Annotated in this window: 19 protein-coding genes; 5 read left to right on the forward strand and 14 right to left on the reverse strand. The window is 48.7% G+C overall.

What is annotated here, in order from left to right:
• Window positions 1-85: 85 nt before the first annotated feature.
• From SY83_RS18030 to SY83_RS18085, 12 genes are all read right to left on the reverse strand, one after another.
• Window positions 86-2,719 (reverse strand): PBP1A family penicillin-binding protein, encoded by a 2,634-nt coding sequence (locus tag SY83_RS18030; RefSeq protein WP_068609055.1) that lies wholly within the window; start codon window positions 2,717-2,719, stop codon window positions 86-88.
• Between the two features lie 156 nt (window positions 2,720-2,875).
• Window positions 2,876-3,118: an RNA chaperone Hfq gene (gene hfq / locus SY83_RS18035; RefSeq protein ID WP_068609057.1), complete on the reverse strand. Its 243-nt coding sequence runs from the start codon at window positions 3,116-3,118 to the stop codon at window positions 2,876-2,878.
• A gap of 26 nt (window positions 3,119-3,144) precedes the next feature.
• Window positions 3,145-4,134: a tRNA (adenosine(37)-N6)-dimethylallyltransferase MiaA gene (gene miaA / locus SY83_RS18040; protein WP_068609060.1), complete on the reverse strand. Its 990-nt coding sequence runs from the start codon at window positions 4,132-4,134 to the stop codon at window positions 3,145-3,147.
• A complete protein-coding gene (locus SY83_RS18045; RefSeq protein WP_231891293.1) occupies window positions 4,131-4,868 on the reverse strand; it encodes a class I SAM-dependent methyltransferase in 738 nt (245 codons plus the stop codon). Before SY83_RS18045 ends, miaA begins: the two co-directional genes overlap by 4 nt.
• A gap of 132 nt (window positions 4,869-5,000) precedes the next feature.
• Window positions 5,001-6,938 carry a DNA mismatch repair endonuclease MutL gene (gene mutL, locus SY83_RS18050; protein WP_068609064.1) on the reverse strand — a complete coding sequence of 646 codons (1,938 nt, stop codon included), beginning with the start codon at window positions 6,936-6,938 and terminating at the stop codon, window positions 5,001-5,003.
• A 1-nt stretch (window position 6,939) separates the two neighbouring features.
• Complete coding sequence (locus tag SY83_RS18055) at window positions 6,940-8,409, reverse strand: S41 family peptidase (RefSeq protein ID WP_068609066.1); 1,470 nt, start codon at window positions 8,407-8,409, stop codon at window positions 6,940-6,942.
• A gap of 24 nt (window positions 8,410-8,433) precedes the next feature.
• Entirely contained in the window at window positions 8,434-11,103 is a 2,670-nt protein-coding gene (mutS, locus tag SY83_RS18060; RefSeq protein ID WP_068609067.1) for a DNA mismatch repair protein MutS, read from the reverse strand.
• Window positions 11,104-11,157: 54 nt separating this feature from the next.
• Entirely contained in the window at window positions 11,158-12,624 is a 1,467-nt protein-coding gene (locus SY83_RS18065; protein ID WP_082882605.1) for a putative amidoligase domain-containing protein, read from the reverse strand.
• 157 nt (window positions 12,625-12,781) lie between these two features.
• A complete protein-coding gene (locus tag SY83_RS18070; protein ID WP_068609069.1) occupies window positions 12,782-13,351 on the reverse strand; it encodes an outer spore coat protein CotE in 570 nt (189 codons plus the stop codon).
• Between the two features lie 124 nt (window positions 13,352-13,475).
• Window positions 13,476-14,441, reverse strand: coding sequence for an aromatic acid exporter family protein (locus SY83_RS18075; protein WP_068609071.1), 966 nt, complete (start codon window positions 14,439-14,441; stop codon window positions 13,476-13,478).
• 19 nt (window positions 14,442-14,460) lie between these two features.
• Window positions 14,461-14,994 (reverse strand): hypothetical protein, encoded by a 534-nt coding sequence (locus SY83_RS18080; RefSeq protein WP_197479888.1) that lies wholly within the window; start codon window positions 14,992-14,994, stop codon window positions 14,461-14,463.
• A 105-nt stretch (window positions 14,995-15,099) separates the two neighbouring features.
• On the reverse strand, window positions 15,100-16,617 hold the full coding sequence (locus SY83_RS18085; protein ID WP_068609075.1) for a carboxypeptidase M32: 1,518 nt from the start codon (window positions 16,615-16,617) through the stop codon (window positions 15,100-15,102).
• Window positions 16,618-16,741: 124 nt separating this feature from the next.
• On the opposite strand from SY83_RS18085, the gene SY83_RS18090 reads away from it, so the two are divergent.
• Both SY83_RS18090 and SY83_RS18095 read left to right on the forward strand, forming a co-directional pair.
• Window positions 16,742-17,068 (forward strand): iron-sulfur cluster biosynthesis family protein, encoded by a 327-nt coding sequence (locus SY83_RS18090; RefSeq protein WP_068609077.1) that lies wholly within the window; start codon window positions 16,742-16,744, stop codon window positions 17,066-17,068.
• Between the two features lie 29 nt (window positions 17,069-17,097).
• The gene (locus tag SY83_RS18095; protein WP_068609079.1) at window positions 17,098-17,673 is read left to right on the forward strand and encodes a beta-class carbonic anhydrase; all 576 of its coding nucleotides are present in this window, start codon (window positions 17,098-17,100) and stop codon (window positions 17,671-17,673) included.
• 2 nt (window positions 17,674-17,675) lie between these two features.
• Here SY83_RS18095 and SY83_RS18100 read toward each other — a convergent pair whose 3' ends face one another.
• Window positions 17,676-18,224 carry a DUF309 domain-containing protein gene (locus SY83_RS18100; RefSeq protein WP_068609081.1) on the reverse strand — a complete coding sequence of 183 codons (549 nt, stop codon included), beginning with the start codon at window positions 18,222-18,224 and terminating at the stop codon, window positions 17,676-17,678.
• A 152-nt stretch (window positions 18,225-18,376) separates the two neighbouring features.
• On the opposite strand from SY83_RS18100, the gene SY83_RS18105 reads away from it, so the two are divergent.
• From SY83_RS18105 to SY83_RS18115, 3 genes are all read left to right on the forward strand, one after another.
• Window positions 18,377-18,829 (forward strand): hypothetical protein, encoded by a 453-nt coding sequence (locus tag SY83_RS18105; protein WP_082882607.1) that lies wholly within the window; start codon window positions 18,377-18,379, stop codon window positions 18,827-18,829.
• A gap of 2 nt (window positions 18,830-18,831) precedes the next feature.
• Window positions 18,832-19,107, forward strand: a complete 276-nt coding sequence (locus SY83_RS18110) for a YxcD family protein (protein WP_068609084.1) — start codon at window positions 18,832-18,834, stop codon at window positions 19,105-19,107.
• A gap of 121 nt (window positions 19,108-19,228) precedes the next feature.
• The gene (locus SY83_RS18115) at window positions 19,229-21,130 is read left to right on the forward strand and encodes a glycosyl hydrolase family 18 protein (protein ID WP_157279886.1); all 1,902 of its coding nucleotides are present in this window, start codon (window positions 19,229-19,231) and stop codon (window positions 21,128-21,130) included.
• A gap of 48 nt (window positions 21,131-21,178) precedes the next feature.
• On the opposite strand, the gene SY83_RS18120 is transcribed toward SY83_RS18115, so the two are convergent.
• On the reverse strand, window positions 21,179-22,774 hold the full coding sequence (locus tag SY83_RS18120; protein ID WP_407944637.1) for an MDR family MFS transporter: 1,596 nt from the start codon (window positions 22,772-22,774) through the stop codon (window positions 21,179-21,181).
• Window positions 22,775-22,779: the final 5 nt, after the last annotated feature.

Here is a 22,779-nt window from a genome sequence, read left to right on the forward strand (position 1 = left end):
CACGTTGGATACAAAATTTAACTTACCTCCGCACCGTTGCCTGCACAAAAATGGCCGCCTTCAGCAGGCGGCCCATGTCCCATATTTAATTGTTGTCTTTATCTTTATCTTTTCCTTTTCCGCGATCCTTGGACGGGTCAGCCGCGAGTCCATTCCCGTTCTGAAGTTGTTGTTGACCGCTGTCACCCGTTGGTTCTGAATCGCCTTCCTGATTTCCGTCAGTATTTCCAGGAACTACAGGCTCTCCGTCTTCACCATCGGGATTTGGATTTTCTTGTCCGTCCCCGGGATTCTCACCCGGAGGCTCGGTCCCGTTATCGGGATTACCCGTTCCGTCTCCCGCATCAGGAACAGTCCCTTCATCCGGATTTTGAGGCTCTTCGGGGTTCTCGCCCCCATCGTCGCCATCCGGAATTTCGATCTCCGGTCCTTCACCGGGATCAATAACATTCCCATCCCCGGGCTCCGTCGGAACAACTTCCGGCGGCGTTACAACCCCGGTTACGGCAACCTGAACCCAGTTTGATTGTTTACTCAGAAGATTACCATTTTGCTTGCTTACAATGACGTAATACTGATAATTACTGCCAGGTGTAATACCGACATCAACCGCACCCGCATCATTTACCGTTTGAATCAAGTTAAAACCTGCGTCATTCGCTTCTTTACGGTACACCTGATAGGCGACTTCCCCTTCTTTCGGGGACCATGTCAAAGTAACTGAATTTTCTTCAGGTGAATAAGAAGCCGCAAGATCTTTAACCGAGCTAGGCGGTTGCGCAATATCAACCACACCTTCAGGTCTGACAAAATCTTTCACAGGCCTTCCGGATAGGGCCTTCTCCATAACCTCGGAGAACATTCTGGCCGTCGCGCCGCTGGATACATCAAGATAGTTATCTTTGGTCGTCCGGTCAAAGCCCATGTATACAGCAGCTGTCCATTCCGGTGTATAACCGGCAAACCATATATCCTGATTGCCCTTCGTCCCCTTGTAGCCCGCAGTTCCCGTTTTGCCCGCTACAGGACGGTTCATCTGAGCTCTCTTCCCGGAACCGTTCTGAACGACATTCTCCATTAATTGCGTCATGGTATACGCTGTTTGCGGAGACATCACTTGCTTTTGTTCCAATTTACCCATGGAATAAATATCGCGTCCCGCCGAATCTTTAATAGAACGAATCGCGTGGGCTTTATTCAACCGGCCCTGGTTGGCAAATGCCGTGTAAGCCTGGGCCATATCCAGTGTGGAAACCCCATTGGTCAGACCGCCCAAAGCTATGGATAAATTACGGTCCGTATCCGCCAAAGGCAATCCCAGTTTCTTAGCGAAATTGTAACCGGACTTTGCACCCATTTCATTGAGCAACCACACCGCGGGGATATTAATGGAATCTTCCACGGCATCAATTAAAGGCACACTATCACTGTAACCCCCGAGGTTGCGAGGACAATAATCGCCAAAACATTGCTTTTGGTTATTTAATGAAGAATACGGTGTCCAATCCCCTGAATCCAATGCCGGCCCGTACACGGTAACGGGTTTGAAGGATGAACCCGGTTGACGCTTCACCGTTGCCCGGTTCAAATCGCCTGCATTCACATCACGTCCGCCTACCATGGCCACAATGCCGCCATTGAGGTTATTGACGATCGTCATACCGCCTTGCACCTGATACGGCTTTCCTTCCGCGGTTTTACCGTCTTCCGGAAACAAGTCGTCGTTGCTGAATGCGGATTCCGCAGCTTTTTGAGCTTGCGTGTTCAGATTGGTAAAAATTCGAAGACCTTTAGTATAAATTTCTTCTTCCGTTAATCCGGTAACCTGAGCCGCTTCTTTAATCACATAGTCCATGTATGAAGTATAGACATCGCCGGATTGTTTAGGAATAGGCTTGTATTCATAGGCGAATGCCTCTTCCTTCTCCGCGGCTGTAATATAGCCTTGCTCATACATAAGTTGTAGAACAACTTTACGGCGTTCCAGTGAACGCTCCGGATTGTCAATCGGATTGTAGTTGCTAGGCGCTTTCGGAATAGCGGCCAAGATGGCCATTTCAGCTACTTCAATATCTTCCAGGTTTTTCCCGAAATATCTCTTCGCCGCAGCTTTCACTCCATAGGCGCTCTTACCGAAATAAATCCGGTTTAAATACTTTTCCAAAATTTGATCCTTGGTTAAATTGTTCTCCAAAGCCAAAGCAATGGAAACCTCTGTAGCTTTACGCAAATAAGTTTTATCCGCGTTCAGGAACAAGTTTTTAGCCAATTGTTGCGTAATAGTGGAACCGCCCTCTTTGGCGCTGCGGCTGATTACATCCCGCACCACCGCGCGTCCCAGCGCCCACAAGTCAACACCTTGATGCTGCTCGAAGCGCTTATCCTCCGTTGCGATAAAGGCGTATCTCAACTTCTCCGGAATCTGATTCAGACTCACCAGCTCACGATCAATCTGATCCGCGACAAGTTTCTTTACGGCCTTATCCGAAGAATCATAAATGATAGAAGACTCGGATAGTGTTAACTTATCAATGTTTTCTTTATAGATCTTCTCACCGGACAGAATGATGAACAAGTATCCGGCTAATGCGCAAAAAATAGCGATTGCGGCCGTAATGAAAAACCACATTAATATGGTTTTCCCTTTCTTCTTCTTGTTCTTATTCTTTCCTTTGGGTTTCCCGGCCACTTGGCGGTTCCCTGGTTTATGTTCTGCCATTCCTACCTACTCCCTTTTCTCTGTATCTCATACTCGAACTGTCACGAAGATGCGGTTAATAAAAGAACAACCCGATTATGACCGGGTTGCTCTTCAGCCTAACCTATTCAATTAACGCCGTCCACCCTCTAAAAGTTTCATCCAAAAATACCCAATTTAGCTTGGGTCGTTCGAGTGATCTTGCATTAGGGAGACGTTGCGCTGAGGGGTGAATGTTGAAATTGCGTGTTTATAGACCATTTGTTGCCGGCCTTCACTGTCGATAATGATTGTGAAATTGTCAAAGGCCTTAATGTGTCCGCGAATCTGAAATCCATTTGTTAAATATACGGTGACCGGAATGGAATCTTTGCGAAGCTGGTTCAGAAAAGTGTCTTGAATATTAATGGATTTGTTCATGAATTGGACCCCCGATATCGATAATTTTAAATTGAATGTTGGTTGTCATCGATCTTTAACGTTCTTGCTATTATATCACTTACTTGGGTCAAATGCTCATAAAAATTAGAGGTCTCTGTTACGTCGATCCATTGGATATCCTTCATATGCCGGAACCAGGAAAGCTGTCGTTTAGCAAATCTTCTAGTATTGCGCTTTAATAGGTACTCTGCGCGTTCCATCGTATATTCGCCGTCAAGGTAACCAAGCATTTCTTTATAACCCAATGCTTTAATTGAGATGGCATCCCTTGGACAACCCGCTTCGATCACTCGCTGAACTTCCTCAACCAAACCCAGCGCAAGCATCTCATCAATTCGTTCCTCTATACGTTTATATAGCAAATCCCGTTCCATTGTCAAACCAACGATACATAGTTCGTAGGGGGTTTCCTTTTTTTGACCTAACAACTGATCTGAAAGTTTCATTCCTGTAAGGTGCACAATTTCTAAAGCACGCACGACGCGGCGAAGGTCATTAGGATGTAAACGTTCGGCGGTAACCGGGTCGGAGGCTTGAAGTTGCAGATGCAGGGCTTCGGCTCCGTGAATTTCAGCGTACCGATACTTCTCTTCACGGAATGCTTCGTCAGAACCGGATTCACTGAACTCAAACGAATAACAGAGCGATTCAATATATAATCCCGTTCCCCCTACAATAAATGGCAGTTTGTCTCTATCACTGATTTCTTGGATGAGTCTTCTCGATTCATCTTGAAATTCAGCTACGGAGAAAGGATAATCCGGTTCATGAATATCAATCATATGATGCGGTACGCCTTCCATTTCCTCTGGCCTGATTTTGGCAGTGCCGATATCCATACCCCGATACACTTGCATCGAGTCTCCGGAAATAATCTCGCATCCGAATCGTTTGGCAAGTTCAATGCTTAATCTGGTTTTGCCGATCGCCGTCGGACCGAGCAGCACGAGTAATTTAGGTTTGGCTGGTGAATCCGTCGATGTACGTTCTTTCAAAGGTTTATCACTCCGTACGCAATTTTGGAATAGGTCCGATGCACATGCGAAAAACCGAGACGATCAAATTCTTCGCTGTCCCGATGTTCTTTCATAACAAGTCTATGTCGAGCTACACGCGCAGCTTCACGGATAGCATCTGTTGTCAAAGGAGCGTCATTCGCGGTTCCCCGAAGCGGTGAAATAGAGTTCGACTCAGCGATCGCATTTCGGAACATCGGGTCGAAGTAAATGATATCGACACTGTCATCCGATAACGAACGTAAGTAATCCAAATGATTCATCCGACGAACCTGTATTCGCCGCATCGCCTCATTCAGCTCGGGTACTTCCGACACATACGTTTGCAGGCCCTCATCAATGATTGTACTGATGTTCAAGTCACTTTCAATGGCCGTAACTTTCCCCGTTTCACCGCTAGCATAAGACATCACAATGGAATCAGACGCCAATCCCGCGGTGCAGTCGATGACGGAGGTTCCGGGAACAATACCGGCCAGGCGCACCAGCGTATCCTCTTCGCCTTTAAGCATTCGCTTTACGCGAAGAATCCCCGTGCTTGGATGAAAGAAGAGCACGGCGTCGTGAACATTCATATATTTAAGCTCACGTTCGGATACGATCCACAATGCCTCGGCACCATGTTGAGAACGTAATCGGGGCACGGAGCTCTCGCGTCTCGGAACATAATTCACCCCAAGACGCAAAGATAACTGACGCGCTTTAACTTCCACGGCGGCTGTAGGATGGTAAACTGTCGTAACAATCGTGGAATGAACCGTGTTCGTTATATGATCTAATATTATAATACACCTGCATTTCTATTACGAATCAATGGCCATCCGGGCTCCCTGATCCTTGGATAATTACATCACTCGCTTAAACATTTTCTCTAGTTCATAAGTGGAAAAACTGACTACGATTGGCCGTCCGTGTGGACAAGTATATGGATTAGAGCAAACCGACAACCGCTCCAGCAGCTTTTCGATTTCTACATGGGTCAAGCTTTGATTCGCTTTAATGGACGCTTTGCAAGAACAAAGAATAGCTGACTTTTCACGAATTTTGCCGATATCCACCGCCTTCTTTTCACTCAGAATCCAGTCGGCCATCTCCTGAATGATGCTCCGTTCCTCTCCTTCAGGAAACCAGTACGGATAAGACCTTACGAGAAAAGCATTCCCGCCGAAGGGCTCCATATATACACCCGCCTGTTCAAAGAGAGGTAAGCGCTGCTGAAGCGTATCCGCTTCACTCGGGGTGAATTCGAGCGTAATCGGAATTAACAGCTCTTGACTCGCTGGCTGCGGCTTCCCGAATTGTTCATAATAATATTCATAATGAATACGTTCATGCGCCGCATGTTGATCAATGAGGTACAGCCCTTTGGGATTCTGCGCGACGATATACGTTCCGTGCATCTGCCCGATCGGGTGCAGCTCCGGGAACGCCGGCAACGGCGCCGCCGCGGGAGCCGCCGGCGCAAGCGCGGGCAGCAGCCCCGCCGCCGGCACAGGCTCGCGCCCGCCATAGGCCGGGCGCCCCTCCCGAGCCGCGCCTCCATCCGGCGCGGCAGCCCCGCGCCCCGGCGAAGACATCGCCGGGGCTTGTGCGCGAGCCGGCGGCGTGGCGAAGCCGCCGCCGAACGGCGCCGCCGGGGCCAAGCGGACTTCGTCCCAGCTTGGCAGCGTCCCGGCTGCGCCGGCTCCAGCTGTACCCGCCGCCCCGTCCGGGCGGTACAGCTGGAGCTGCTCTTGCACGACCGCGGCCGGCTTTGCGGCCTGGGTCGCGGGGTAGGCGCCGGCAGGGATCAGCACCTGCCGGTTCAACGCCTGCGCAAGCGTCGCTTCGAGGAACTGCGAAAGCTCCGCTTCTTTGCTGAAGCGGACTTCCAGCTTCGAAGGATGCACGTTGACATCCACCAACGTGGGATGCATCCGCAGCTCCAGGACCGCCAGCGGAAAGCGGTTGATCGGCAAGAGTGTATGATAAGCACGGAGCATGGCGTTTACAAGCGCGTAATTGCGAACATATCGCCCGTTTACTACCGTGGTGATGCCATTGCGGTTCGAACGCGTCAGTTCCGGAGCGGAAATATAGCCCGAGAGTGTGTAATCCAAGCTTTCGGCATTCACCCGAATCATGGTCTTGGCCGAGCTCTTTCCGTATACAGCCGCAATGACTTGCAGCAACTCTCCGTTGCCCAGCGTTTGAATTAACGAGTTTCCGTTATGCTTCAACGTAAAAGCAATACCCGGATGAGACAATGCCAATCGGTAAATGAAATCGGAAATATGGCCTAATTCAGTTTGGATTGTCTTCATATATTTCAGTCTGGCCGGCGTGTTAAAGAATAACTCCTTCACGGAAAACACAGTCCCGCGCATGGCAGCTGCGTCTTCCACGACTTTAACGGTTCCGCCTTCGATAACAATTCGGCGACCCAAACCGTCTCCGCCCGAACTGCTTATGCATTCAACCTTGGAAACGGCCGCGATACTCGGCAAGGCTTCCCCTCGAAAACCCAGGGAAGAGATTTGAAACAAGTCTTTCCCTGTCGCGATTTTGCTAGTGGCATGACGGAAGAAAGCCGTCTCCAGATCCTCGGCATCCATGCCTGTGCCGTTGTCGGTGACGCGAATGAGAGATAACCCGCCTTCTTCAATCACGACATCGACCGCCGTCGCACCGGCATCAATGGCGTTTTCCACCAGCTCCTTAACCACGGAAGAAGGTCGCTCCACCACTTCCCCAGCTGCAATCTGGTTGGCTATATGCTCGTCGAGAATCTGAATAATCGCCATCTTATTTCCCTCCCGTTAGTTGAATCCGGATCCCCTTCGGATGTAAGGACCATTTCACTTGACGAAATGATTGTACAAACTTGTTTAATTCTATGTAACTAATCCCTTCCTTGACGATTAAAGCTGGGTTGCCTGACCGAAAGGAAACAGAGCGTCCTCCGCCTTGGATGACAAGCGAACGCCCCGCCTTGTTCCAAGAAGACTTGCCGCCGATTACCGAGGATAACACGTTCGCCGGGACATATACGTTCCCTTTGGCGCGAATAACATCCACACCCCCGAGAAATTCGGAACCGTTCAAGGTCACCGTGTCGGTGCCAAGGATCACATCAAGGTTACCCCCGCCGGCGAGTCTATACGCAGTCAGAAGTTGTGAAGCATAACCTTCTACCGAAACGTCAGGTCTAATCCCATATTCATGAACCTTGTGTTGATCAGGGGTGAAATATTCTTCGAAGGTAGCCTTCAGGTAGCCGCCTTGTTCCAAAGTCCACACATTTTGCACAACACCTTTACCGAATGTACGGGTTCCCACCACTTGAGCCACGTCGTAATCCTGTAAAGCCCCTGCCAAAATCTCTGAAGCGCTTGCTGAAAGTTCATTGACGAGCAAAATTACTTTGAAATTCGCCTTAACGCCTTCCGTAATCAACATGGGATCGTCTTTTCCGTTCACATCCCTGGTGTGCATGAGCACGCCTTCGGCTATAAAGTTTTTGGCGACTTCCACGGCAGCATCCACATACCCGCCGGAATTATCGCGAAGATCAAAAATTAAAGATTTCATCCCTTGTGCCTTTAGAGCATTTAATTTTCGGGTAAATAACGGTCCTGCATCATCGGAGAATGTCGTGAGGGCAATGTATCCGATGCCACCTCCCATGTATCGGCTCTCAGCGACCGGCAACTGGACCGTATCCCGTTGGATCGTCAACAGTCGAGTGTTTGCGGAACCATTGCTTTGTACCCGCATCACGACAGACGTGCCTTTGGTGCCTTGCAGAGCATCCCTGACTTCGTCGGTGGATAACTTCGTGGCCGGTTTGCCGTTAACGGACTTGATATGATCGCCGGCCTTGAGGCCTTTACGCTCCGCCGGGGAAGACGGAATGACTTCAACGATATATACGCCTTCGCTGTCCTGACTTAACCGAATGCCGATTCCCGCATATTCATTATCAATCGCGTTCAAAAAGGAGCTGTAGTCCGACTCGGAGTAGTACTGCGTGTAAGGATCATCCAGAGATCGAATCATGCCTTCTATGGCGGCTTCACTTAGTTCCTCTTCCGAGACTCCTTTCAAGTGGTTGTTTTCCAATATGGTTAAAACCTCGTTCAAGCGGTCCGTGCCGGTACCCGCGTAAACGGGCGCGGCCGAGCTAACCGTAATCATGGTTAAGCACATGGCGGCTATAGCGGCCGGCTTCATCTTACGTACAGTGGCTCCCAATGTATTCTCTTTATTTATCATTTCTCTCTCTCCACTCCCTGGCTCCTACATCTGTTGCAGCTTGGACTTTAGTTCATTGACATACTGAATCGCCTGCAGCGGTGTCATATTTAACACGTCCGCTTTCCGGAGCCCATCCAACAATTCCATTTGTTGAACACTGATTGCAGCTGCGTGCATCTCTGCTTTGGAAAGCTTGACGGCACCCTTGGAAAGGGCCGGATCGCCAAACAAGGACAGCTGGACAGCTTCGTTTTCCGCCACAAGGGACGGTGCACCCGCAGCCGATTCATTATAGCTGAGTTGAATTTCTTTGATTCCAGAACTTTTTTGATCAAAATTCTGGAGCAATGCATAAGAGCGGTCGATAATGGATTCCGGAAGCCCCGCCAGCTTTGCGCAATAGATACCGTAGCTCGTGCTGGCAGCGCCCGGAATCAGCTTCCGCAAGAAAGTCACGGTTTCACCGCTTTCCTGCACGGCCATACATGCATTGCTCAAAAACTCAAGACTTTCTTCGAGATGTGCAAGCTCATGAAAATGTGTGGATACGAGTGTTTTGCAACCTGTATAGTTATGCAGATGCTCAATCACAGCTTGCGCGATCGCCATTCCTTCTCCGGTCGAGGTCCCGCGACCCAATTCGTCTATAATGACCAGAGAACGATTCGTCGCTTTGGCCGTCATCACTTGTATATCCATCATCTCAACCATAAAGGTGCTCTGGCCGCTTAGTAAATCGTCAGCGGCCCCGATGCGTGTAAAGATCCTGTCGATCAGCGGAATTCGCGCCGATTGCGCCGGCACGAAGCATCCGATTTGCGCAATGATACAAATGAGCGCCGCTTGGCGCATGTAGGTGCTCTTACCGGCCATGTTCGGGCCGGTGATCAGCAGCATGCGCGTCTCCTCCTTGGTCAGCCTCGTGTCATTGGCTACGAAACGGCCCCCGTCCATCATCGATTCGATGATCGGATGGCGCCCGCCCTCAATGGCGAGCTCATAATGCTCGCCGATTTCGGGTTTGCGGTACTGGTTCGCCGCGCTCACCGTACCTAAGGATTGATAGACGTCGACGGTAGCGATTGTCGACGCCAGGCTCTGCAGCCTCGCCGTTTGGGCGGCGACGCGCTCGCGAAGCTCCACGAAGAGGTCGTACTCAATGTCGACCATCTTCTCTTCCGCTTCCAGAATGAGCGCCTCTTTCTCCTTCAGCTCCGGCGTAATATAACGCTCGGCGTTGGCGAGCGTCTGCTTCCGCTCATAGCGGCCGTCTTGAAGCGCGGCCGATTGCGCTCTGGACACTTCAATATAATAGCCGAACACTTTGTTAAACCCGATTTTCAGTGTTCGTATGCCTGTCAATTCCCGTTCCCGCTTCTCCAGCTCCGCCAGCCATTGCTTCCCGTTGCTGCTGGCTTCGCGCAACTGATCCAAGCGCTCGTGATAGCCGGCTTTAATCATACCGCCTTCGCGAACCGACACCGGCGGTTCATTGGTAATTGATGCTTCAATCCAGTTCAGAACATCCCTGCAAGCATCTGTCTTCGCGACTGTTTCCTGTAAGGTTTGAGAGGATGAGGAGCTGCATAATTCAATCAAGGCGGGAATTCTGGCCAGCGAGAGCTTCAATGCCAATAAATCACGGGCGTTGGCGTTCCCGAAGGAGATTCGGCCGACCAGACGCTCCAAATCATAGATTTGTTTCAGCTCTTCGCGCAAATCTTCCCGCAAAATGTATTGATTATAGAGCACATCTACAGCTTCCAGCCGTTGATCGATGCTCCGTTTCGATAGTAAAGGCTTGTCCACCCAACGTCGCAGCAACCTGGCCCCCATGGCCGTGACGGACTTATCCAACAGCCACAACAAGGAGCCTTTCTTGGCCCGCTCCCGTACGGTTTCCGTCAATTCCAGATTTCGACGGGTAAACGGATCCAACGTCATAAACTGTGCCGTATCATATTGCGCGAGCCGGGAAATATGTGTGATGGAGCGTTTCTGTGTCTTATGCAGGTAATCCAGCAGGAAACCTACCGCGCGCTGACGAGATGGATCCATATCCGCATATGTATTCTCCGGCCATTGTTTCTCAGCCAATTGGGAGCCCGAATCAGTCCATGCCGTATACAACACAGGTTTAGTGCCGTAAAGCGACTCCCCCCGCACCTTCTCCAGCAAAGAGCCGTCGCCGATCATTTCGGCGGGTTGATAGACGTTGAGCTCGTCCAACAGCAAGGAGTATGAATCTTGGGTTGAGGTGACATGCATCTCCCCTGTTGACAAGTCACAGGCGGCAATCCCATAACTTCCTTCGTGCATCGCCAAACTCACGATAAAATTATTGGAGGCATCGCCCAGTGCCTTCCCTTCCATGACGGTGCCCGGCGTTATGGTGCGGACAATTTCCCGTCGCACCACGCCTTTGGCTACGGCCGGGTCCTCCACTTGTTCGCAAATCGCGACTTTGTATCCTTTCTCGATAAGCCTGGAAATATATCCTTCCGCAGCATGATATGGAACCCCGCACATCGGAATCTTCCCTTGCGCGCCACCCTCTCGGCCCGTCAGGGTGATTTCCAGTTCCCTGGATGCATTCACCGCATCTTCAAAAAAGAGTTCATAAAAATCACCTAATCTAAAAAACAAAAAAGCGTCCTGTGCTTCCGCTTTAATGGATAAATATTGTTGCATCATTGGTGTATACTGTGCCATGAACGAACCTCCGAACCTATTATTCCCCTCTATTATATCAGAAACCGATAGCCTTCACCGCATAGAATCGGCCGCGACGTCAAAGGGTGGAATTTTCCAGGCTTTACGAACATCTGTCTGTTCCTTCCAAGGTTTCATCATAAGAATCTGTTCCCAGAATGGCAATAAGTAGGATTCATATAACAAGAAACTGGAAGTGGCTTTCAAATCCGCATAGATCAGCTCCGCTTGGTTTAACAAGTCCGCCTTAGTTCCCATGTAGTAAGCGTTCACCCATTGGAACTGATTCAACGGTCGCCGATTCAATTCTTGGTAGTGAGCGGCAATGACAGCAGCGGTCGACAATACCCCCTTGGTAATTTTCGGCGTAACGAGCCAACTGGGGAGTGTTCGATATTCAAACCCTCCGTGGGGTTGCATTCTGAAATCCCCAAGAAATCCGTACCTAGGTCTGCGGTCAGCCGTAGTTTCGTCTTCAGCCAATACAAGAGGCAGGGCTAAATAATTGTCCAATGCGCGTAATATATCAGAATTCAGGATCAACCCGCTGAAATGAACGTGACCTCCCAGCGCATAACCGTTTACCGGCATCCCTCCCGCCAACCATTCTAGATGAGGATTACGTATGGCCCTGGACGCGGTGCGCATCGTTCGCATAATATTCAGTATTAACGTCTTAGGATCTGAGGCAGGTTCCGGACGCAATTCGGCTAACCTATAGGTAATTTCTCCGTTTATGCTGATGGCGTCGCTGCCTGCCGAACCCTTTCTGCTCAGATACTTGGAAGCATCCTCAATTTCACCGGTGATACGATTCCGCAGAATAAACTCGGGATCCGAGCCTAACAACGCTTTAGACATAGGAGTTATGTGGTGTTCTTCCCGCACTTTCTCTTCAACATACTGTTTCAAAGCCTCCGCATAAAGCCCGGTTAGTCCGGGGTAGCTTTCCAAAGCAGGATCAGCCGATAAGGAAATGATGACAAGTCTCCCGTTTTCATCCGCGCGCATTGTAACGAGACCGTAATCCGCTCCGACGGCATATAGCGCACGAACCGCTTCCCGGCCTAAGCGTCGGTGATGCCGCTTGGATTCTTCAAGCTCTGTTAATTTCATGGATGAACCGAAAGAACTGGTGACGGTTTCATAGATAGCTAACGCCCGCAGATGAAAGACGGGAATTGTGTAACATTTAGCAAAACCCGCCAATTCGGGTTCATCCTGTTGGTGAACACGCATACCATGGATTCGCAGCAGATTCCTCCATCGCCTTGGTTCATGTAAACACTGCAACGACTCCGGATGATTAAGAATATGTCTCCATGAGCGCGGCGGGATCGAGGCGGCTGCATTTCCCCAAATGACCAATGTCTCTCCGTTCCCGCTGTTTGTCGCCTCCCCGACCCGGTATTCCGCCAAACCAGACTTGCCTCCCGCTGCACGGGATACTTTAATACTCCTTTGCAGCACTGACACTAAGGGCTGCAGCTCCCGTTCCAAACCATACAAGAACACACTCATCCCCACACCCCCGTCATGCAGTCTCTACCTATCCTTATTGAAATGGGCCAATTGAATAACAAAAAAGAGGGCGATTGCCCTCTGCGGTGATCTGGATTACTGCATATAATGAGACTAAAGAGCAAGCTCGCCATCCGCGGAAACTTGCTCCCGCTCCCTACAATTCGTCGTCCAGAAGATCCGGGTCAAGATCTTCGAAGTCGCCGTCATCATCGCCGCCGTCAAAATCAATATCCTTGTCGCCATCATCATCGCAGCCGTGCGGGCAAACTACTACGCATACTTTGGTTTCCGCGATCATTTCCACCGCATATTCCCTTTCTACACGCACCAGAACACTGGTACCGCTGGACGAAACGCTGGCTTCCACACAGTTCGGTTCCTGCGTTGCGTCCGCAGAAACTTCAGCCGTTGAGGATTTAGCATTCGGATCCAGGTACGACAAGTGAACCAGCTCCACATAAGACACGGTCTCTTTAGCTACGTCGGTTTGGGAGTTCTTGTCGTAGGAATACCAGATGTTAATATCGTAAGTACCAATGACCTCAATGCCGCTACCGGACTTAACCGCCTCATATTGATGGTTAATAATCCACGCCCCCAGGATGCTGGTAGGGTGATGGGGCGGAGTAACGGTATGTGTGACTTGAGAGAACTTACGACCTTTGCCTGTAACAGCTTTGGTAATAATTTGTCTGCACTCTAAATCTTTATCTCTAAATGACATCCTTTCAAACCTCCTCCATACAATCATTCACTTAAAGTGTATGCAGGACATTCGTCTAGAGTGACAAAAAGTTTCGTGATTTACAAAAAAATCGAACAACCCTTGAATTTGTACAACTGACAACCTATGCGTTCTCGGGACTAAGAGAAATTCTTGGTTTTTTTTGCTTGGCGATGACCAGATAATGTCTTAATTCCAAACAAAGTTGTAGTAAAGCGGAACGCACTTCGAACTCGTCCCTTGTGGCCGGCAGTTCCATCAGTTTAAATTCTGCTTCCAACGCGGCCAAGTGCTTCTCCACATTTCCCGTATAAAACTTCGACTTCAGATCCACGCTTAACTCTTCGAATAGTTCGGCCGCCAACATGCCGTGCGGAAGCGTCTGATACACTTGGGCAACCAGATCCAGCATGCGCTGGATGCAATCCAGCTGTTGCCGTCTCATCATGAAATAGATAACCGGAGACCCCTCGGCGCGCCATAAGCGATTTTCTTCCATACGTTTAGCCGTCTGCAAACCCTCTTCAAGAGCGCTCTCCGCCTGCAAAACTTCCTCGCCGCTCCATACATAGGTATTGTCGCGCAGATGTCTGGCAATCTGCAGAAAGATCGCGGAGAACAATTCCTCGGTCGTATTTCGGATTTGCATAATGCGCCGGTCTTCTCTGGGCATGTATGCGACATTGTATATAGTTGCCGTGCCTAGTCCAATCACCAGCAAAACCACTTCGTTCCATATAATAAGGCCGGACACCTCGCCTTGCGCAAACACATGAAATACCATGACGGAGCATGTAACGATTCCCTCGCTAAGCCCCGCCCGGGCAAGTATAGGAAATGTAATTAATATATACAAAGATAAGGTCCATATATGAAATCCTAATAAACTGAAGATGGCCGTTGCCAAAATAAGACCCGTGACGGAAGCCGCAATACGTACGAATGAACTGCGCAAGCCCTTAAGTCGGGTGGTTTCAACGCCAAGAATAGCAAGAAGTCCCGCAGAGAGAGAGGATGGCAACCCCATCAGTTGTGCGATATAAATGGCGGTTAAGGCTGCCAGCGCCGTCTTAATTACCCGGATTCCCATATAACCACCCGCATTTCTTCTAATGTCTCCGGTTTCTACGGATGATATAAAAAAGTAATCCTGCAGAAGCTAACACAGTGGCCGCTCCTATGCCAATGATGGCGTTTCCCCAGCCGTTGCCTTTGCTAAAGTTGACGGGGGTTGTCGGTTCGGAACCTTGTCCCAGAATGACCATATCGTCACTGGCTCTGGCCAACGGTTTCGTTAAATTGCAGTAGCTGGTGTATAAATACTTTTCGTTCTCATGTGCATAAACCAAATATGTTTCGCCTGTTGTGAAGTCCATGCCGCAAGATTCCTCAGCACCGTTATCATATACAACAAATTGTGTTTGTTTCGCGCCTTTCCATACCCGCTCCACTTGAAACACATTCCGGTCTCGCTGAGATATGCCTATCGGTTTTATTTCGGCTGTGTTCACCTGCTCTTGGGAAATTAATTTCCCGCTAAACACCGCCGCACTTTGGTCAAAAGATTCCTGGGGTGTTAACTGTACACAAGAGCAAGCGAAGGTAACTGTTGTGATACTTAATCCTATGATGACTAACAGCATTGTTTGGAAAGAGATTTTACACCATGACGCATACCTTTTCTTACACATTAGCATTTCCCCGTATCTTAGAAGTAAAAGCCCCGCATGCGCGAGGCTCCCCTAAACCTATAAACCGTAAATGTCCGAATACTTTTCCGTCAGGTATTCAACCAAATAAACCGGATTCAGCTCTTCACCGCTTACGTTCATGATAATTTCCGCCGGTGTTAAAGCTTTGCCGTGCCGGTACACTTTATCCACAAACCAGTCCTTAACCGGTATCAGATTGCCTTCCTCTACCTTCTTCTCAAAGTCGGGCATCTCTTTCTTCAACGTATTCATCATTTGGGCGGCGTACATATTGCCTAGGGCATAGGAAGGGAAATATCCAAATGCGCCTCCGGACCAATGCACATCCTGCAGAATGCCTTCCGCCATGCTTTGCGGCTCAATGCCAAGGTATTCTTTGTACTTATCGTTCCAAAGCTGCGGCAAATCCGCTGCGCTCACGCCATCATTGAAAATGGCTTTCTCCATTTCATAACGAATCATGATATGCAGATTATAGGTAAGCTCATCCGCTTCAATTCTGATCAGGGATGGCTTGGCGACATTAGTGGCGCGGTAGAAATCTTCAACCTTTACTTCATTGAAGTACTCCGGATACAGCTTCTGCAGATCGCCGTAGTACCGGTTCCAGAATTCACGGCTTCGTCCCACCATGTTTTCCCAGAACCGGGATTGGGATTCATGAATACCCATGGATGTACCGTCACATAATGGTGTGCCGATGAGCTCTTTTGAAATATTTTGCTCATATAAGGCATGACCGCATTCATGGATCGTCCCAAACAACGCGCTGGTCACATCATGTTCCAGATATCGCGTCGTAATTCGCACGTCTCCGGGGTTTAGACCCGTGGCGAAAGGATGAACGCTCTCATCCAGACGGCCGGCTTGGAAATCATAGCCCAGTTGCTCCAGAATAAAATTAGAGAATTTCTTCTGGCGTTCTTTATCGAAGGTTTGGCGAAGGAATGAAGTTTCCGGTTGGTTTGCGGACTCACCTACTGCGGCGACAAGAGGTACGAGCTTCTCCCGAAGCTCTCCGAACACTTGATCCAGCTTTGCTACGGTCATCCCGGGCTCATACATGTCCAGCAACGTATCGTAAGGAGTCTCTTTTACACCCCATAACTGAATGAACTGCTTGTTGTAATCGATAATTTTCTCCAAAGAGGGATAGAACATCGTCCAATCGGACTTTTCTTTGGCTTCTTCCCATAAAGTCTCTGTCTGTGACGTCAGTACGACATACTCCTGATACAGGTTAGCCGGGACTTTCTTATTGCGGTCATATTCTTTCTTCACTTCATCCACAATTTTACGGTCAATTTCACTCAGCTGTTCATATGCGGCAGGTGCTGTCAACGCTTCTATGTAAGAACCGAGCTCTTCGGAAGTTTGCATCTTAAAGAGGTCGCCTGATAATTCGCCGATCACTTCGGAACGGGTATCCACGCCTTTGCGGGGAGCTCCTGTGCGCAAGTCCCAATACATGAGACCCAATGCTTCTCCATAAGATTTCATCTTTCGGGTTAAAGCTCGGAATGAATGCAATTGACTCATTAATGTTTCGGTCATGGAAACGCCTGCCTCTCGGTTTAATGTATACGAATTCGCTTCCTATTGATCATACTTTTTACACCTAGTATAATCAACTAGTATTAAGACTTCATCTTCATTTCTTTGTTAAAGGAGCTATGTCATGCAGATTACATACACCGAAGCGGCGCAGACCGAAATCAGCAAAGTGATCGGCGAACATCAAGCTGAGCTCAAACTGGTTTTTGATGCGGAAGGTTGCGGATGCTCAGTCAGCGGTGTCCCCACGTTATGGGTGGTGAATGAGCGTCATCCGGAAGATCTGACAGCGGACAGCGAACCCCGCGACACCTTATATGAGAAGAAACATGAAGTGTTCTTCGATGACCTCATGAATATTGACTGGAACCCGGCTAAGCGGGCATTCAGTCTGACGAGCAGCGGTCAGATTTTCAACAACATGATGTCCCTCATCGATAAACGTACTTAACTCAACTATCAAGCAAGGAGCGATGACTTATTTCTAACGTGGATCAAATACTGACGCACAATCAGGCTTTTGTAGAAAACAAGGAATATGAAAGTTATCTTACCGACAAGTATCCGGACAAGAAGATGGTTATTCTCACCTGCATGGATACGCGTCTCGTTGAGTTATTGCCCAAGGCGATGAATCTTCGGAACGGTGATGCGAAGATCATCAAGAACGCCGGCGCGATCATTACGCATCCGTTCGGCAATATTATGCGAAGTATCCTGGTAGCTATCCATGCTTTGGAGGCGGAAGAAGTATTTGTCGTAGGCCATTATGAATGCGGAATGGTCGGCATTAATGCCCAGAAGATTGTCGAGAAAATTAAACTGTCCGGCGTTCAGCCCCATACCATGTCTACCTTAGCCAACGCCGGTATTGATGTTCTACGGTGGTTGGAAGGTTTTAACAGTGTTCGCGAGGGCGTGGATACATCCGTAGATATCATTCGCAAACATCCGCTGATGCCCCCTGCTACACTAGTGCACGGGATGATTATTCATCCGAGAACCGGGAAACTTGAACTGGTGAATGATGGATACGCTTATAACCAATCATTATAGAATTAACTCAGAGAGCGCCGGTGCGCTCTCTTTTCAATTTCTGCCTGGCGGCTCCTGATAACCTCGCTCCGATCCCGAACAAGGTGCTTCTGAACGATTGACTCGTCGTTCATCGGGCTGGAAGTCTGCCATACCCAACCCTTCTTTTTCGCTTGCGTCTCACATCTTTCAAGCAACCCCGGGTCTGCAATCGGTAGATTAAGGTCTTCATACCCAGTGGAACCCTCTTCTAAGTGGACTAAACGACTTTGCAAGGACGAAATGAAGGTGTCAGCGTCTATGCCCCATTGGTTCAAGGCAAATGTAGTCAGTTTATGTAACGAACTCGCCAACATTTTACGCGCTCCGCCCAAATTCCCTCTTCGTTGATGATATAAACCGACAGCCAATTGAATTAAACCTACCCAGACATCGCCGTTTCCGTCATCCGGATTTTCCTTCCAATATTCTTCAAGAATTTCATGGCATTCAAAGAAATCGCGATCGGTATGAAAATGAATTAAATATTGTATATAGGCCTCGGGATAAACAAATAATGGATTGGATGACATAACAAGCTCCCTTTTTTGAAAAAGCATAAAGTGTGTATATATATTATATTGTATAAATTTCGGATAATAAATGAAACCATGGAAGACTCTATCCGTATGTATACTTACGCACAAGCAACAAAACTATATTATGTTCCAGAAGGAGAAGATTTATTGTGAAGAAATTTATGCTGCTCGCCATGGCGTTCACTTTCATGTTTACTGTGGTTGGGGCTAATTACGTTGACGCGAAGCCAAGATTTAAATCCCCGCGGAAAAGCTTCACTCAGACGCCTAAGAAGGACAGCTCGGTTCGCAGCGACTCCGGGACGAAAGCACCGAATACCGGTACAACGGCTCCGAAACGCGGATTTTTCAGCGGCGGCGGTTTGGCTAAGGGCTTAATGATCGGCGGCTTGGCAGGTTTGCTCTTCGGCGGACTTTTCGGCGGTTTGGGTATTCTCGGCAACTTGCTTGGACTAATGATTAATCTGTTAGCGATTTACGTCTTGTTCATCGCCGTGCGCGGCATCTACCGCATGATTAAGAACAAGAACCGTTACAATACTGCAAATCCGTATGATCGTGACCGTGACCGTGATCGCGATGACCGGAGACGATTCTAAACATGCGCCTGACTATGGACGAAATCATTAACGCGGTTTGCATTTCCATTGCGGACCGTAAGCAAATGAAGCCTAATGATGTGGAAGTAGAGCTTAGTTATGACGACGAACTTGGCTATACGGCCGAAGTATTCGTTCAAGGCCGCAGTCAGTACTTGGTTGAAGCCAACCTGCTTGAAGCCATCGAACAATATGTATACAAAGAGTATAATCGTCGCATATTCCGAAGTGACATCCGATTAGGATTGGATGATGAAATTTTCGCTTACATTCAATAAATACTACCCTTCTCTTTACGGAGAAGGGCTTTTTTATTTCCAATTCATACCTTACACGCAACCTTTTTCCTCTCATGGCGTCTAATTCTATTAGACTATCATAGAAAGGCGTGAGGGCGTTTTGAAACCATGGAAGAAACTTGCTCTGTCCGCTATCGCAATGACGCTGTTCGCACAGCCCTTTGCATTCGCAGCCACGCAAGACAGTACGACCAAATACCGAGTATATCAGAAACAGAATGTGCTTAAGGAGTTTGCGGATCTGAAACAAGCCAAAACCTACGCTTCAAGCTTTAGGTATAGCCGTGTGGAGAACATCGGGAGCCGCGGTTGGGTTTGGCATAATTTGCCCAATTACAAAGTATATCAGCAAGGGATTTCAAAACCGGAATTAGAATTTATAGGGTTGAGCGAAGCGATAGCCGCCGCCAAGAAACTGCCGGACAGTGCGGTGCGTCAACTCGACAAACCAGGCTGGGTGTGGAGCAACTACACGCAATATAAGCTTTATCAAGGCGAAAAAACATTACCCCAATGGGGTTTTAACGACCTTGCAACAGCCAAAAAAGCGGCTGCAGGTTACGTGAATATGCACATCATAGACGAGAAAACAAATACTTGGGTTTGGGACAACATCACACCTGAGCTCGAGAAGAAACTACGAACCTATGGACAGAACTATGAGGTAACCATTGGGGACACACCCGGAACGGATAAATTCTATTTATTAGAAGAAGCCGTTAAGAAAGCATCCACCCAGCCGGACGCGATTGTTATGAATGTTGTTCGAGGACAAACGGTATATTCCAGTCTTCCGGCATATGAGGTGTATCAGGGTGAATTCGTTAAACGCTTTAAGGATTTGAAACAGGCCTTATATTTCGCCAAATCAATTACGGGTTCCAAAATCATGAAGAACGGTAACACCATATGGACTACGGAACATTATTATCATATTATGCAAGACGGCAAAAGCAAGCTAACCCGTCCTACAGCAACGGACGCCATCACCTATGCTAAGTGGTACAGCAACTCAACCGTAGTTACAGCGGACGGAATTACCCTATGGGACAACTATCGCAAGCTCGTGTATATGGGCTGGAACGGTACGAATGATCCTGATCGCATTACCGAGCATGTAGCGAATACCCAGGGTTTGGATGTGGATTCCCCCTCTTGGTTTGCCCTTATGGACGGCACTGGTGCTCTGGAAGACAAATCTTCCGAGGAGACGGTAGTACAACTAAAGCAACAAGGCATAGCTGTGCATCCGTTAGTACATAATCAATTTAACGCAGAGCTTACTACGTCCTTCCTTGCGAATGCTGAAGCCCAGAAGACTTTCACAAGGACTGTAGTGGACAAAATAGCTTCAATCGGCGGCACCGGTGTCAACCTGGACTTTGAGGCCATGAAAGCTTCCGATCGAGATCGTTATACGAAGTTCGTAACAGACTTTGTGTATTACGCGCATACCCGCAAACTAAAGGTATCCATTGACCTCCCGCGCGGCAGCTTGGCATGGAATGCCAAGACCGCGTATGACCATGCCGCACTCGCCGCACAAGTGGATCAAGTGATCATTATGGCCTACGACCAGTACTGGAAAGGCAGCACCGAAGCGGGATCGGTGTCCGGTCTGCAGTGGATGGAAGAAGGAATTAAGGAGTTTCTGTCGTACGGCATGGAACGGGAAAAGTTGATGCTTGGCATTCCGTTCTATGTCCGTCAATGGCAGATTGACGGAACAGGCAAGCTACTGACCAGCAAAGCCATTTTCATGTCGGATCTACCGGCATTAATCCAAGAAAAGAATGCGGTATCCACATGGGATCCTGAATTTAAACAGTATAAGGTCGAATACAGCGAGAACGGAAGCCGTTACATCTTCTGGATGGAAGATCATACGACCGTAAAAGCGCGTATCCAGCTTGCCAAGACCTATGATTTAGGCGGCATCGCCGTATGGCGGTTAGGTTATGAGCCCTCCGCCCTATGGTCCGAAATATTACGTATGAAATGAAGAAAAGCTTCGCCGCGAATGAATGCGGCGAAGCTTTTCTGTTGTATTTTAGACAGATGGAGTGATCTCAGGTTCTTGCTGTGCATTCTTCTTCTCATTCTTACGGTCTGTCAACTTGATATGACCGAGGAACGGTGTAATCAGAACGCCAAGGATGACAAAGATCAAACCGTAAATAAACACATCCTGCAAAGCCGTCACCAAAGAGGATTTCACAATCGGCACAACTTGTTCCGTGAAGACGGGAGGCAAAGTTTTCAATACATTAGGGTCTAACAGAGATGAGTATAGCGCTTGTGGATTGGTTTCAACCATTTCCTTAAACGGTGCGACGGCTTGAGCATTATCAGCAGGCATTGTATCCAGTACAGGGACCAAACGGTCATGCAACAAGTGGGTCGACTTCGAATTCATAATCGCGCCGAGAATCGTCATTCCGAACGTCCCGCCGATCTGACGGAAAAATTGGGATGAGGATGTTACTACGCCTAATTGTGATTTAGGGAAGCTTTCCTGCAATGCCAGGGTGAGAATGGGCATAACCAATCCCATACCTAAACCCAATACGACCATGAAGGAAGAAGCGGTTAATTTCGTAGTGTTCACATCAAGTGTAGTCAACAGCCCAAATCCACATGCCATGATAATCATACCGATCGCGATTTGACGGCGTACGCCAAGCTTCTGAACCAGTTGCCCTCCCAAGATGCTGGCTACAATCATGGTAATCATCAGCGGCGTCATGACCGTGCCTGACTCGGTGGCGCTGACGCCTACAATCCACTGCATGAACAGAGGAACGAACATAATCGCGCCGAACATCCCTACTGCCATCAGGAAGCCGACACTGTTGAGTAACGTAAACGTCTTGTTCTTGAATAATTTAACCGGAAGAATCGGCTCATCCACTTTGGATTCAATTCGGATAAAGGCAAACAGACTGACGAACGCCAAGGCAAACATGCCGATGATCTGCCAAGAACCCCAAGCATAATCAACACCGCCAAGCGAGAGAGCCATCAACAAGCTGACTACCCCGACAATCATCGTGAACATACCCGCATAGTCAAACTTAACAGGACCCGTTGCTTTGAACGATTTAAGTCCTCCCGCGATAAAGAACATGGCAAGTACGCCTACTGGGAGATTAATATAGAACACCCATCGCCAATTCAGCGAATCCACGATCCAACCGCCTACTTGGGGTCCGATTACGGATGAAAGACCGTAGATGGCTCCGAATATACCTTGCCATTTGGCACGCTCTTTACCTGTGAACATATCACCAATGATAATCATAGCCATCGGCATCATTACACCGCCGCCGATACCTTGAATGGCGCGGAACCAAATTAACTGCGTCATATCCTGAGCGAGACCGCATAAAGCCGACGCGACAATAAAGATCGTCAAGCCTGTAAGATATACGGTTTTCCTGCCTATTAAATCCGCAAGCTTCCCCGCAATGGGCACTACCGCCGTCGAAGAAAGCATGTATGCCGTCGTTAGCCATGTCATCATGTTCAGGCCGCCGAACTCCCTCACAATAACCGGCATAGCCGTACCTACAATCGTACCGTCTAAAGCTGCAAATAACATGGCAATAATTAAGCCAGCCATCAGCATCCCTCTGCGTTCGATCATCGGAT

Source organism: Paenibacillus swuensis, assembly GCF_001644605.1.
In the GTDB taxonomy this organism is placed as follows: Bacteria; Bacillota; Bacilli; order Paenibacillales; family DY6; genus Paenibacillus_N; species Paenibacillus_N swuensis.